Raw genomic sequence first — 13,851 nt, 5'->3', positions numbered from 1 at the left:
TCGGCAGCTGGTAGATTTCACTGCTATCTACGCCGAGCAAGACGCTAATTATGGAGGGAGCACCTGCCGGTGCTCCCTCTACGCTTTCTGCGCAGCTCTGCTAGCTCAGCGAATCATGAAATTCCGCGAGCACCTGAGCCAATTCCTCGGGCTTCTCGTCGGCAGTGAAATGTCCAGCTTCTTCGATCTCCACGATACGTGGTTTCTTGGCTCGCAAAGCAATATTCATCAACGATTCCAAAGAACACGTGGCGTCTTGCGAACCGCGAATGAGATACACCCACCCATCAACCAGCGAAACCGCATCAAGACGATCCTCGCGCGCACCCATCGCGCGCTGAATCCACGCCAAGGACTTATTTGGCAAAGCTCGGAAACGCGCGTCAAGATCATCACGTACTGCCTGCGGTGTTTCTTTCGCAAGCATGGTAGTAGTCCACTGCTTAACTGTTTCATAGCCATGACCAGCCTCAGCACGCTGAGCTACTTGTTCACGGAACTCTTTTCTTTTGGCATCGTCAGCAGTAATATTCGTGTCCATTAATGCCAAACCGGCAACTCGTGCAGGGAAACGAGCCACGAAATCTGCCGCTACCGAGCCTCCCATGGAGAGACCACCAAGAGCCACTCGCTCAATTCCTAATTCGTCCAAAGTATCGGCAATCGCCTGGGAATACGCACCCAGAGACGGCGTTCCGTCTCCTAACTGCTCACCCGCTATCGAATCGCCAAAACCTGGCGCATCAACGGTGAGAATATCGCGATCGCCCAGATAGCTCCGCACGCCGTCCCACATTGACGAATCAAGTGGCAAAGCGTGGAGCAACAACAATGGTAGTTCGGACGGTGTTCCTGTGCGCTTATATGCAAGAGTATTCATACTTCGACGCTACCATTGCGCTAGAAATTTCCAAGGTGTTTCCCCAAAAGCGAACTGGCTATGCGAACCAACCGCCCTAACGCCGTCGCCTTCCGTGACACTATCGACGTGACCTGCGCTGGCAGTACGCCCCGCACTTTCGGTACGCAACCTTAACGCCGTCGTCCACGAGCATTCCAGCAGCCAGTATGCCAATGACGACGCTCGCGCGCCCCCGCTAGCGGTCCGAAAAGGCTCTCTTCCGTCCAAGCCACCACATGTGCAACGCCGACCGAAATAATGCCGTTACAACCTGGGCAAACGTACTGTTTCTTGGCACTGGGAATAGAGTGAACTTTGTATTCGAGCCCGTCAGCACCAATTTCGTAGCGCGTGTACCCCATGAGACGATGCGTGTTCAACGGCGTTACTTCACGCTGGTACTTTCGGGACCGACGCATCAGAACAGCCGGTCTTCAGGATTGTCCAAACCCCGCATAGCGTCGTAATCCAACACTAAGCACTCAATACCGCGATCCTCTGCCAATACTCGCGCCTGCGGCTTGATTTCCTGAGCGGCAAAAATTCCTCGCAGTGGTTGCAAGGTAGAATCGCGCCCTAAGTACTCGAGATAACGAGTCAGCTGCTCAACGCCGTCAATCTCGCCACGACGCTTAACCTCAACCGCAACGTAAGTGCCCTGAGAATCCACCACCATGAGATCAACTGGGCCAATCGGCGTCGGATACTCTCGACGCACCAGACGGGTACCAGCGCCAATAAGTGAAACTTGCTCAGCCAATAGCTTTTGCAAATGTGCTTCGACGCCGTCCTTGACCAAACCGGGTTCTTCACCGAAATTCTGCTCGTGATCGGAGTGAATGCCAAACAGCCGCACTACCAAACGGTCGCTCGTCTTGCGATGCTCAACATCCCAAACTTCCACCACACCCAATTCGGATTCTTCAGAATCTGGCTCACGAACAGTCAGATTACATGGAGCGCTCATCCAGTTCAGCGGTTTATACGAACCGCCATCGGAATGAACGAGCACCGAACCATCGGCCTTGATCATCAGCAGGCGCGTGGCTGGCTCCAAATGCGCATCCAAGCGCCCAGAGTAATCAACAGAACAGTCGGCGATAACAACTCGCACTCGATGTCACCTCAGAGAATTTTGGTAGATTCAGTTATCAGAATTGCGCTGAAACTCTACCACAACCATGACTTCATCAGAATCAACGGTCACGAATCCGCGGCTAGTCAAGATTTCGCGTTTCTCGCCTGTGACGAGCGTAAAACGCACGCTACCTGGTTCAAGTACTGCCAGCAACGGGGTGTGGCCAGGAAGAATTCCCAGCTCACCGTCCGCTGCTGGAACCACAACGTCCGTTACTTCGCCCTCAAAGAGAACGCCGGACTTTGCCACAACTTGCAGTTTCATCAGCGGGTTTCCTGCTGAATCTTGTGCCATGCCTTTTCGATATCGTCGATACCGCCGATATTGAAGAATGCCTGCTCAGGAACGTGATCGTACTCGCCGTCACAAATACGACGGAACGCTTCTACAGTTTCAGCAATCGGCACAGTAGATCCTTCCACGCCGGTGAACTTTACAGCCGTGTAGGTATTCTGCGAGAGGTACTGCTCGATACGACGTGCGCGCGCCACAGTAACCTTGTCCTCTTCCGAAAGCTCGTCCACACCCAGAATCGAGATAATGTCTTGAAGCTCCTTGTTCTTCTGCAGAATCTGCTTCACGCGCGTTGCTGTCTCGTAATGATCCTTACCAACGTACTGTGGATCGAGAATACGGGAGGACGATGCGAGCGGATCCACAGCTGGGTACAGACCACGGGAAGCGATATCACGTGAAAGTTCGGTGGTAGCATCCAAGTGCGCGAACGTCGTCGCTGGTGCCGGATCGGTGTAATCGTCGGCTGGCACGTAAATAGCTTGTAGCGAGGTAATGGAGTGACCGCGCGTGGAGGTAATGCGCTCTTGGAGGGCGCCCATCTCGTCGGCAAGCGTCGGCTGGTAGCCCACCGCAGATGGCATACGTCCAAGCAGCGTCGATACTTCAGAACCAGCCTGCGTGAATCGGAAGATGTTGTCGATGAACAACAATACGTCCTGATTCTGCACGTCGCGGAAGTACTCAGCCATCGTCAGACCCGAAAGGGCAATACGCAAACGCACCCCTGGCGGTTCGTCCATCTGGCCGAACACGAGCGCAGTTTTCTCGAGCACGCCCGCATCTTCCATCTCGCGAATAAGATCGTTACCTTCACGGGTGCGCTCGCCTACGCCAGCAAACACCGACACACCGCCGTGATCCTGAGCAACACGCTGAATCATCTCTTGGATCAGCACAGTTTTTCCAACACCCGCACCACCGAACAGACCGATCTTTCCACCCTGAACATATGGGGTGAGCAGGTCGATTACCTTGATACCCGTCTCGAACATCTTCGTTTCTGGCTCAAGCTCGTCAAAATGAGGTGCCTTGCGATGGATCGGCCAGCGCTCGGTCACTTGGAGCTTCTCGCCGTCTTCGAGGTTCAGGCACTCACCGATCACGTTGAACACGTGGCCTTTAGTTACGTCACCCACCGGCACCGTGATTGGCGCACCAGTGTCGACGACGGTAGCACCACGTACCAAACCGTCGGTTGGCTTCATCGCAATGGCGCGGATGATATTGTTGCCCAAGTGCTGAGCAACTTCCAAAGTCATCGAGTACTTCGACTCGGACTCCCCTTGGCCAGTGAGGTCGATTTCAGTGGTGAGAGCATTGTTGATCTCAGGTAATGCATCCGGTGGAAACTCGATATCCACAACGGCACCAACAACCTGTACCACGCGCCCGGTGGAGGCTTTCTGTGTTTCTTCTACAGCGGTCATTGTTACTTCCTTTTTGTTTCCCGGCAACCGGGCTAGATTGACGGGACTACTTACCCAGCGCGTCAGCGCCCGAAATAATCTCAGTAATTTCTGTTGTAATTTCTGCCTGACGTGCGTTATTAGCAAGTCGGGTGTACTTTTCGATGAGTTCTTTAGCGTTGTCAGTTGCCGAGTGCATAGCCTGCTGACGTGCAGCAAGTTCCGCAGCAGCAGACATCAGCATCACCGAGTGGATTCGCTGCGTCACATACATTGGCAACAGACCGTCAAACACTTCCTGTGCAGATGGCTCAAATTCGTACAGCGGCACGGACTCGTCCGCCACGTCGTCGTCGGCATCAACAACCTCCAACGGAAGCATACGGCGAATCTGAACCACTTGGGACACCATCGAAACGAACTGAGTCGAAACGAGGTGTAACTCGCTCACGCCGCCCTCGTCAGCAGGTGCCAAGAACAGATCGAGGAACGTCTGCGCGATTTCCGCAGAAAGCTCGTCGCTCGGCTTATCAGACTCTCCAGTCCAGGCACGTACCACAGGCACATCGCGGAACCGGTAGTAGGACTCGCCACGCCTTCCAGACACAAAAAGCACAGGTTCTTTACCTTCAGCGCGCAGCTCAGCCATGAGGTTGTCCGCCTCACGTAGCACCGACGACGAATACGCACCGGCCATACCGCGATCCGAAGTCACAACGAACACCATCACCCGATTAGTGTCGGTGCGCTGTGAAACGAGTGGATGATCTGCATGAGCGTGAGCCGCAACAGTAGCAATAGACTTCGTGAGCGCACGCGTATATGGATCCAGACCTAATGCGCGATCACGAGCCTTACCGATTCGTGACGCAGCAATAAGCTCCATTGCGCGGAAGACCTTCTCAAGAGTGGCCGTAGCCTTGATCTTCTGCTTATAAATACGCTGTGTACCTGCCACAATTACCCTCGCTTTGCGCGAACAATCTGCTCTTGGGACTTCTCTACGTCCACCTCGAGGTCGGCCGGCGTCTCAACGTCAACCGTGGTAAGGAACGACTTTTGGAAATCGGACACTGCGGTGCGTAGCGCGTCCTCAGTATCTGCTTCGAGCTTGCCTGTTTCCGCGATCGTATTGAGAACCGTGGTGTTACGGCGCAGATAGTCCAGCATGCCTGCTTCAAAGTCGTGAACTTTCTCCACTGGAATCTCATCGAGATAACCGTTGGTACCTGCCCACACTGAAGCTACTTGATCCTCCACTGCGTACGGAGTGTACTGTGGCTGCTTGAGCAGTTCCATCAAGCGCACACCACGTGCAAGCTGGCGCTGCGTGGCAGCATCAAGATCGGAAGCGAACATCGCAAAGGCCGCCTGGGCACGATATTGCGCCAAAGTGATCTTTAGTGTACCGGCAACCTTCTTCATTGCCTTGATCTGTGCGTCGCCACCCACGCGAGACACCGAAATACCTACGTCCACAGCTGGACGCTGGTTGGAGTTGAACAGATCAGACTGCAAGAAGATCTGGCCGTCGGTAATCGAAATGACGTTGGTAGGAATGTATGCCGAGACGTCGTTCGCTTTAGTTTCGATGATAGGCAGGCCAGTCATCGAGCCAGCACCGTATTCGTCTGAAAGTTTCGCACAACGCTCTAGCAAGCGAGAGTGTAAGTAGAACACGTCGCCTGGATAAGCCTCACGCCCTGGCGGACGACGAAGCAAGAGCGAAACTGCACGGTAGGCCTCTGCCTGCTTGGACAGATCATCAAAGATGATGAGCACATGTTTGCCCTGGTACATCCAGTGCTGGCCGATGGCCGAACCGGTGTAAGGAGCAAGGTACTTATAACCAGCTGAATCCGAAGCTGGGGATGCCACGATGGTGGTGTACTCCAATGCTCCAGCACGCTCGAGCGTTGCGCGCACGGATGCAATTGTTGAGCCCTTTTGACCAATCGCAACATAAATACAGCGAACCTGCTTATTTGGGTCGCCGGATTCCCAGTTCGCCTTCTGGTTGAGGATCGTATCGATGGCGAGCGCCGTCTTACCGGTCTTACGATCGCCAATGATGAGCTGGCGCTGACCGCGCCCCACTGGGATCATGGCGTCAATTGCCTTGATACCCGTTTGGAGCGGCTCGTGCACCGACTTACGCATCATGACGCCGGGTGCCTGCAGTTCGAGCGCACGACGCTCTTCAATGCCAGTGATCTCGCCGAGACCGTCGATTGGCTCGCCAAGTGGATCGACAACGCGTCCAAGATAGCCTTCGCCAACTGGAACCGAGAGCACTTCACCGGTGCGGCGGACTTCCATTCCCTCTTCAATACGAGAGAAATCGCCCAAAACCACGACGCCGATTTCGCGCTCTTCTAGGTTCATCGCCAAACCTAGGGTTCCGTCTTCGAACTTCAACAGTTCGTTTGCCATAGCTCCTGGCAGACCTTCAACACGGGCAATGCCGTCGGCCGTGAGGGTTACATGACCAACCTCTTCACTGGCAGCCTTGGCGGGCTCGTATGAGCTCACAAAGGAATCCAGCGCAGCCCGGATTTCCTCCGGCTGGATGGTAAGTTCAGCCATTCATCTTCCTTCGCTCGAAGCGGTTTTCACCGCAAGAATTATTAAACGTCATTTACTGAAAACTTCTTTGACATCCGCAATGCGGCTTGCCAAAGTACCGTCAATGAGGTCGTCTCCGATATGGATTCGTAACCCACCAACAATCGTTGGATCAAGTGCGATATGCAACTTGACGTCTTGGTTGTAGTAGCGGCACAAGATCGAGCGCAATCGCTCTTCCTGTTCAGTGCTGAGCGGAATTGCCGCCGTCACCGACGCTACCAAGTGCTTGCCACGTTCAGAAGCTTGGTCAATGTACCGAGCAATCACTGCGGTCAACGAGGACTGCTTCGTATGTGACACTGATCGAACTAGCAGGGCTTGCGTGTACGGATTCACATTCGCAAAGACTTTGCGAACCAGCTGCGCACGCGCAGCTACTGGGTGCTGCTGAGAATTGAGCGTCAGACGCAAGTCGCGCTCCCGTTTCAGCATTCGCAGGCACTGGTACAGCTCTTCTTCCGTCTTGCTCAGTGCATCATCTAACTGCGCACTCGCAAGCACGGTCTGAACGCCGATTGTCTCTAGTGCAATGAGTAGATCGCCGCTTTGTGCCCAGCGTTCCCGCACGATACCTTCGAGGAGTTCGAGTACTTGTCCAGACACTTTACCTTGGAAAAGGTTCGTAGCAAGCTCAACTCGATCACCAGTATCGCGCGAAGCGTCCTCAAGTGCGGCTAGCACTGACGGATTGTCTTGAATGACATCGGCGAGGCTGAAAATCTCCTCACTGAAGTCCACAGCATTCGTCTGCCGCTCTCGTAACAGAGCGTCCCAAGTATCTACAATCCACGCAAGAGCTGCTTCACTTTTCGACCGCATTAGGCCTCCCGTGAGGTAGTTGGCTGCTTTGCCAGCAGTGAGTTTTCCAAATCGTCAAGGAAACGATCCACTACTCGCGATGCCAATGCTGAATCTGTCACTGCTTCGCCAATGATACGACCTGCCAATTCAGTAGCAAGAGCGCCTACATTTGACTGCAATTCGCGCGATGCCGCCTGTGCGTCTGCAGCAATACGCTGTTGGGCAGAATCCACCAGCGTTGCTGCTTCATGCTTGGCTTTCGCCTGTGCTTCCGTGACGATCGATTTGGCGTTGTCTTGCGCCCGCTCCCGAATTTCGGCAGCTTCACGATGCGCCTGTGCAACCTCATTCTGAAGTCCAACACGTTCAGCAGCAATTTCTTCACGTGCGATTTCAGCAGCTTGAAGACCTTTTTCAATCTTTTCAGTACGCTCGTCGAGCGTAGCGATGAATGAAGGCCACGCGAATTTGTAAACGGCAAGAGCAACGACGACGAAAGCTAAAGTTCCCCAGACCAAGTCTGGCAATGCGGGTACAAGCGGATTGCCTCCCCCAGATGCGATAATCGTCGATTCAAGCATAAATATCACGCAGCAAAAACGAATCCAGCAACGAAGCCAAGCAGACCGAGTGCTTCTGCAAATGCGATCGAAAGGAACATATTAACGCGCAAGTACCCCTTGAGCTCTGGCTGACGTGCCGTTGCTTCTTGGTTCTTTGCACCAATGAGTCCAATACCAATTCCTGGGCCTAGCGCTGCAAGACCATAACCGATGGTGGCGATGTTACCAATCATGTGGTTCTTTCCTTTTTGTTCAGAATCTCAGTGTTCTGAGATCGATAGTGAAATGTAGACGGCAGCTAGCATGGCAAAGATGTATGCCTGTAGCGCGCCGACAAACAGCTCGAAGACGACGAAAATGACGCCACCGAGAAGCGTGAGAGTACCGAGTCCGATTCCCATTGAACCCGACAGAGTGAAGTACAGGTAGTGCGTTCCCAAGAAACACAACACCAAAATGAAGTGACCTGCGATCATATTGGCCAGCAAACGAACAGTTAGCGTGACCGGACGCAGAATAAACGTTGAGAGGAACTCAAGCGGCACCATCAGGACGTAGAGCGGCTTAGGCACACCTGGCGGAATGAGCTGATTCTTAAAGAACTTAGCTCCTTGCACCCGAACACCTGCAACAATAAACCCGATATAAGCCACCAAAGCAAAAATTAATGGCATGCCCACAAGTGAAGTACCAGCGATCTGCAAACCTGGAATCACGCCAGTGAGGTTCATAAAAAGAATCCCCAAGAACAGCGTGGCCAAGAGTGGCTGGAAGCGTTTTGCATCAGCTTCGCCCAAGATTTCGTGGCCAATCTGAACTCGCGAAAAATCGAGCAGAGTTTCCATCGCGCCTTGAGCACGCCCTGGTACAAGCTTGGCACGGCGCGCGTAGATGATGAGGCACAAAGCGAGTACCGCCACTGCGATGAGTCGCACCATGAGGATTCTGTTCAGCTCAAAAGGGGTACCTGCAAATAGGAAAGGCGCCGGATTGAATTCGTGGTCGAGCGTTGGAGGTTCAAAGCCACCGTCATTGGAAGCAATAAATACCGGTGATGTGGCAAGACTTAATAGCAAATTCACTATCCAGGTATTCCTATCTTGACAAAATTAGTGCATACAAGTTGCAGAAAATCGTTATTTCGCACGAAACAACTTGCGATAATACTTTACCGCAGTTTTCAATTTTCTTCCAAGGCTGCACGGAAAATAGTCCCATGTTTTAGCAATTCGTGACGAAGCTATCGTTCGCACCGTCTGACTCGATCTCCAGCGGTGGCCCCGGCTGGCTCATGACCACCACTGAACTCACCAATAAGGACACAACGATAGCGCCTGCGAATCCACAGAGCATTTCACGAAAGGCGATGATTTCCAGACTTTTCGCCACAAAAACCAGCAAAATCAACAAGAACAGTTTAGTTACAAACATCAGTGCACTAGCAGCGCCTTGAAATCGAGATCCATGGCGAGCCAAATGCCGATAGAAAATCCACGACAACATATTCGAAACAGCAACTGCCAGCACTCCACACACAAGGCTCCAAGCAGACAAACTCGAAACTCCGGCGAGGGGCGAAAGTCCCAGGAGTATCGCTATTCCGCCCAAGCACAGCAAGTTCCATTTCATTGCTGCCGCAATAATCTGGTCGGCGTTTTTCCGTTCACCAGCAGTATGCAAAGGCGTCCGACGCCGAAATCCGGCGTTCATTCCATCTCCACACGTATCGAGTGGCGTTTTTCGCTCTCAATGGCGACGACGACGTCATCCCCCGCCACGCCAAGATTTTGCTGCTCGTGCGTATCTTTAACAACCCGACGTCGACGCAATTTGCGCGATAACACGCGACGCGGGCGCTGCGGCGTCGTAAGTTGACGAGCGGTGACGATCAATGCAACTACCGCGGCAACTAAAGAAATCGGGAACAGGATCGGATGCGGGTAGATCACGTAAGCAACAGCGGAGAATGAGGCCACCGCCGTCCACATATACAGCACCAATACAGCTGCGCGATGGGAGTGACCACGCCGCAACAAACGATGGTGCAAATGACCAGCGTCGGCTTCAAACGGCGATTTACCTTGGCGAACGCGCCGCAATACTGCCCACACCATATCAACCAAGGGGATAACCAAAACCAACGCAGGCACCAAAATTGGCATATAAGCAGGAACTGCCGTGCGGCTATTGACGTGCATCGGGTCAATCTGGCCAGTCACCAAGATGCTCGCCCCCGCAATGACTGCTCCAAGCATGAGTGCGCCCGAATCGCCCATAAAGATGCGAGCCTGGTGAAAGTTATGCGGCAAGAAGCCGATACAAATGCCCACAAGACCTGCTACAACAGCGGTCGCAACTGAGGTGTAGTCCCCCGGCGACGCCGCGCGCGTAAGGAAGTATGCGTAACCAAAGAAAGCCAGAGCGGCAATACCCACAACGCCTGCAGCTAGACCGTCCAAGCCGTCGATAAAGTTCACCGCATTGGACACCATCACCACCACAATTATCGTGACGAAAAGCGTCAGCTTTTGCGAGCCGATCGTCAACCCAAGGAAAGGAACCGAAATGAGCTGCACACCAAACCACGCCATTGCACCCGCTGCGAGGATCTCTCCTGCTAGCTTCGCATACCAACGCAATTCCCAAATATCGTCAATCACGCCGATAACACACATCGTGCCAGCACCGAGCAAAATACCCCAAGCACCTGAACTAGCACTAAAAACATTCTTCAGATACGGGATCTGCGCTGCGAGTACAAAAGAAAATACCAAGCCTAAATACATCGCCACACCGCCGAGGCGAGCGATAGGCACTTCGTGCACATCTCGACCACGAATCTTCGTAATCGCTCCAGTAGCAAGTGCAGTATGCAGCACCAATGGCACCAGTAGGTAGGTTACCACTGCCGCCATCACCATAATGAGGAGATAAACTCTCACTGAATCACCTGCACATTCGCAGTAGATTCAATAATCTCGGCACTGATAGCACCAGCTCGAATCAATTGCACTTTGCGTGGAGACTCAGGCGAGAACTTAATAATGGTTGATGGCACGCCTCCGCCTGCTTCACCGCCGTCGAGATATACGCCGACGGCGTCTCCCAACTGCTCATAAGCTTGTGTGATGTTAGTGGCTGGAGACCGACCCGTCTTGTTTGCGCTGGTAACAGCCAATGGACCGGTGTGCTCGAGCAACTCAAGTGCAATTGAGTTATCGGGCATACGCAAAGCCACTGTGCCCTGTGTTTCGCCAAGATCCCAACCGATATTCTCGCGCGCAGGCAAAATAATTGTTAAAGCTCCAGGCCACAAGTTTTCCATCAGCGCCATGGCTTCATCATTGATCCAAGCCGTTAGTGTGCTCGCTTGCTCGGCGTCATGTACTAAGACGGGCGGAGGCATCTGTCGCGTACGAGATTTTGCGGCGAGAAGTTCGGTTACGGCGTCGTCATTAAACGGATCAGCGCCGATGCCGTAAACGGTATCTGTGGGCAGACACACCACATGCCCAGCCCGAACGACGCTCACTGCCGCCTCAATGGCCGCGTGGCGAGCCTGCAAGCCAGTACAGTCAAAGATTTCCATATCGCTATAGCCTCCGCGTTTTCCCACCAATATTCTAGCCAGAAATCAGCACTGGTTATCGACGCGCGCTACGGTTTCGCCAAAATACCTCATTTTCGCGCCCACAGCCAGCGATCTGCCCCAGAGTAATCTGTGCCAGTGCGCACCTGCGAAAAATACTGCCCTGCCGTCTCCCTCAACGCTTTTCCCTGCTCATCTGCATGTTCCATCACCAATAGCGCTCCTGGCTTGAGAATTTTCGCTGCGTGGGCGATCAAAGCGGTGGGAAACTCCAAGCCATCGTCTCCTCCCCCAAACAGCGCCATGTGCGGATCGGAAAGTACCTCAGGTGCAAGATCGTGGTAACGCGGCACGTAAGGCGGATTAGACACCACAACGTCAAAATATTCGTTGACACATTCTTCGCTGCTAGGCGAGGATGTGTTCTTTTCCACCGGCGACGCTGCGCGAGTATCGACCGTTGCTACTGCACTTGGCTTCACTTCAATCCCAAATTGGAGCGCATCTGCCTGGACCAGCTCAACTCTATTGCCATACGCCGCATTATTGCGCTGCGCAGATTCGAAAGCCACCTCGCTTAGTTCCACGGCCGTGACCTGGCACTGCGGAACTTCCGTGGCAATTGAAATGGCAATCGCGCCCGATCCAGTGCATAGATCGAGAATTCTTGGATTCTCAATACCATCTTTTATCAGCCGATTTGCCTCGTCTATTGCCGCTTGCGCTACAAGTTCTGTTTCGGGGCGAGTGATAAAGACGCCGGGGCGAGATTCGAGTTCGAGGTAGCGAAACCACATAGTTCCAAGGATGTGTTGCAAAGGCTCACGTTCAGCCCGACGTCGGACCAAAGCTTCGAACGAAGCCTGCATTTGCGCAGAAATCGGTTCCGATGCCACTGGCACACGTCCGAAACAGTGCTCGGCTAGAGATCGTGCGTCATATTTGGGGCTTGGTACACCGGCGTCACACAACTGTTGTATCGCTTGCGAAAGTGGAACTTGCCAGCTGGTTGTGACCATAAAATCACTGCTCAGTGGCGTTTTGAAGACGGTCCGCTTCGTCCATATCACGCAAAGAATTAATCACTGCTTGGAGATCGCCATTGAGAACAGCGTCCAAGTTATGGGCTTTATAGCCGGTGCGGTGATCAGATATGCGGTTTTCTGGGAAGTTATAGGTGCGCACACGTTCTGAACGGTCAACTGTACGAACTTGGGAACGACGCGCGTCTGCTTCTGCTGCGGCCTGCTCGTCGAGTTGCTTTTGGCGCAGTCGTGCACGCAGCACACGCATTGCAGATTCACGGTTCTTGATCTGCGATTTCTCGTCTTGCATCGAAACAGTAATCCCAGTGGGAAGGTGGGTGATGCGCACTGCCGAATCGGTAGTATTCACCGACTGTCCACCCGGACCAGAAGAACGGAATACGTCGATACGCAGGTCATTATCGTTGATTTCAATTTCGCCTGGATCATCTACTTCGGCGAATACCAGCACACCCGCTGCTGAGGTGTGAATACGCCCTTGAGTTTCCGTCACGGGCACACGCTGGACTCGGTGAACACCGGCTTCAAATTTGAGATGCGACCATACGCCGTCGGCCGGATCTTCTGGAACGACTTTCGCTTTCACAGCAACTTGCACGTCTTTGTAACCACCGAGATCAGTGGTTGTTGCCGAAAGAATCTGAGTAGTCCATCCCTTTGACTCGGCATAACGCAGGTACATACGCAGCAAATCTCCAGCAAATAGTGCTGATTCTTCGCCGCCTTCACCTGCTTTCACTTCCAAAATTGCATCACGTAGATCATCGGGATCGCGTGGAATGAGGGCATCACGTAGTTCATCGGCTGCTTGTTGCGCAGCTTCTTCAAGACGCGGCAATTCTGCAGCGAACAATTCACCATCTTCGCCGCCCATCTCAACGATCTCACGCGTCTCGCTCAGGTCCTGCTCGGCCTGTTCCCATTTATTGAAGCGGGTTACTACTCGCCCAAGCTCCGCATAGCGCCGACCAAGAGAACGCAGTTTATCTGGGTTGGCCAAAACCTCCGGTGAGGACATCTGTGCTTCGATGTCTTTGTGCTCCGCAACCATTGCAACTGCTGCCGGAAATCTCTCCATAATAATTCTCATCCCTCAATCATTACTGTGCTTAACTGGGCACACACCAGATTTTGCCGTTCCAAAATAGCGCGAACGCCGGTACCATCCAGTACCGGCGTTCGAAAGACTAGCTACTTGGCGCGCTTGCCGAAACGTGCTTCGAAGCGTGCAACACGTCCGCCGGTGTCCAGAATCTTCTGCTTACCGGTGTAGAACGGATGGCATGCTGAGCATACATCTACGCGCAGCTCCCCGCCGTCAACAGTGGAACGGGTTTCGAATTCGTTGCCGCAGGTGCAGCTAACACGAATGGTTTCGTATGTAGGGTGGATTCCCTGCTTCATTTTTTCTCCTTGGATCGTTTAACGCCCTGGGTCCACAGCGCACTTGAACAGTATGAACTGGCCTAAGCTTGCCGAAGC

The 13,851-nt window shown here is 53.3% G+C and carries 17 protein-coding genes; all 17 read right to left on the bottom strand.

From position 1 onward, the window contains the following. Positions 1–100: 100 nt before the first annotated feature. The 17 genes from EZJ44_RS06500 to rpmE all read right to left on the bottom strand — a co-directional run bounded on the left by EZJ44_RS06500 (position 101) and on the right by rpmE (position 13,773). On the bottom strand, positions 101–880 hold the full coding sequence (locus tag EZJ44_RS06500) for an alpha/beta fold hydrolase (RefSeq protein ID WP_131281479.1): 780 nt from the start codon (positions 878–880) through the stop codon (positions 101–103). A 152-nt stretch (positions 881–1,032) separates the two neighbouring features. Continuing rightward, positions 1,033–1,320: an ATP/GTP-binding protein gene (locus tag EZJ44_RS06495; protein WP_131281477.1), complete on the bottom strand. Its 288-nt coding sequence runs from the start codon at positions 1,318–1,320 to the stop codon at positions 1,033–1,035. Continuing rightward, complete coding sequence (gene nucS / locus EZJ44_RS06490; RefSeq protein ID WP_131281475.1) at positions 1,320–2,015, bottom strand: endonuclease NucS; 696 nt, start codon at positions 2,013–2,015, stop codon at positions 1,320–1,322. Before nucS ends, EZJ44_RS06495 begins: the two co-directional genes overlap by 1 nt. Positions 2,016–2,045: 30 nt before the next feature. Next, entirely contained in the window at positions 2,046–2,303 is a 258-nt protein-coding gene (atpC, locus tag EZJ44_RS06485) for an ATP synthase F1 subunit epsilon (protein ID WP_165496138.1), read from the bottom strand. Then, positions 2,303–3,763, bottom strand: coding sequence for a F0F1 ATP synthase subunit beta (atpD, locus tag EZJ44_RS06480; RefSeq protein ID WP_131281471.1), 1,461 nt, complete (start codon positions 3,761–3,763; stop codon positions 2,303–2,305). Before atpD ends, atpC begins: the two co-directional genes overlap by 1 nt. Before the next feature lie 46 nt (positions 3,764–3,809). After that, the gene (locus EZJ44_RS06475; RefSeq protein WP_131281469.1) at positions 3,810–4,700 is read right to left on the bottom strand and encodes a F0F1 ATP synthase subunit gamma; all 891 of its coding nucleotides are present in this window, start codon (positions 4,698–4,700) and stop codon (positions 3,810–3,812) included. 2 nt (positions 4,701–4,702) lie between these two features. Further along, positions 4,703–6,328, bottom strand: coding sequence for a F0F1 ATP synthase subunit alpha (gene atpA / locus EZJ44_RS06470; protein ID WP_131281467.1), 1,626 nt, complete (start codon positions 6,326–6,328; stop codon positions 4,703–4,705). Positions 6,329–6,376: 48 nt separating this feature from the next. Then, positions 6,377–7,189, bottom strand: coding sequence for a F0F1 ATP synthase subunit delta (locus EZJ44_RS06465; protein WP_131281465.1), 813 nt, complete (start codon positions 7,187–7,189; stop codon positions 6,377–6,379). After that, entirely contained in the window at positions 7,189–7,752 is a 564-nt protein-coding gene (locus EZJ44_RS06460; protein WP_131281463.1) for a F0F1 ATP synthase subunit B, read from the bottom strand. Before EZJ44_RS06460 ends, EZJ44_RS06465 begins: the two co-directional genes overlap by 1 nt. Positions 7,753–7,757: 5 nt before the next feature. After that, entirely contained in the window at positions 7,758–7,967 is a 210-nt protein-coding gene (gene atpE, locus EZJ44_RS06455; protein ID WP_131281461.1) for an ATP synthase F0 subunit C, read from the bottom strand. Positions 7,968–7,994: 27 nt separating this feature from the next. Further along, on the bottom strand, positions 7,995–8,819 hold the full coding sequence (gene atpB / locus EZJ44_RS06450) for a F0F1 ATP synthase subunit A (RefSeq protein WP_376988487.1): 825 nt from the start codon (positions 8,817–8,819) through the stop codon (positions 7,995–7,997). 136 nt (positions 8,820–8,955) lie between these two features. Further along, a complete protein-coding gene (locus EZJ44_RS06445) occupies positions 8,956–9,444 on the bottom strand; it encodes a hypothetical protein (RefSeq protein WP_131281457.1) in 489 nt (162 codons plus the stop codon). After that, positions 9,441–10,676 (bottom strand): MraY family glycosyltransferase, encoded by a 1,236-nt coding sequence (locus EZJ44_RS06440; protein WP_131281455.1) that lies wholly within the window; start codon positions 10,674–10,676, stop codon positions 9,441–9,443. The genes EZJ44_RS06445 and EZJ44_RS06440 overlap by 4 nt, the downstream gene beginning before the upstream one ends. Next, on the bottom strand, positions 10,673–11,323 hold the full coding sequence (locus EZJ44_RS06435) for an L-threonylcarbamoyladenylate synthase (RefSeq protein ID WP_131281453.1): 651 nt from the start codon (positions 11,321–11,323) through the stop codon (positions 10,673–10,675). Before EZJ44_RS06435 ends, EZJ44_RS06440 begins: the two co-directional genes overlap by 4 nt. Before the next feature lie 89 nt (positions 11,324–11,412). Further along, positions 11,413–12,342, bottom strand: coding sequence for a peptide chain release factor N(5)-glutamine methyltransferase (gene prmC, locus EZJ44_RS06430; RefSeq protein WP_131281451.1), 930 nt, complete (start codon positions 12,340–12,342; stop codon positions 11,413–11,415). A gap of 4 nt (positions 12,343–12,346) precedes the next feature. Continuing rightward, positions 12,347–13,447: a peptide chain release factor 1 gene (prfA, locus tag EZJ44_RS06425; protein ID WP_131281449.1), complete on the bottom strand. Its 1,101-nt coding sequence runs from the start codon at positions 13,445–13,447 to the stop codon at positions 12,347–12,349. 113 nt (positions 13,448–13,560) lie between these two features. Further along, positions 13,561–13,773: a 50S ribosomal protein L31 gene (gene rpmE / locus EZJ44_RS06420; RefSeq protein WP_131281447.1), complete on the bottom strand. Its 213-nt coding sequence runs from the start codon at positions 13,771–13,773 to the stop codon at positions 13,561–13,563. Positions 13,774–13,851 lie beyond the last annotated feature (78 nt).

The organism is Arcanobacterium bovis, from assembly GCF_004331995.1.
Classification (GTDB): Bacteria; Actinomycetota; Actinomycetes; order Actinomycetales; family Actinomycetaceae; genus Arcanobacterium_A; species Arcanobacterium_A bovis.
Note: the sequence above shows the minus strand (reverse complement) of the source record. Positions and strands in the feature narration are given on the sequence as shown.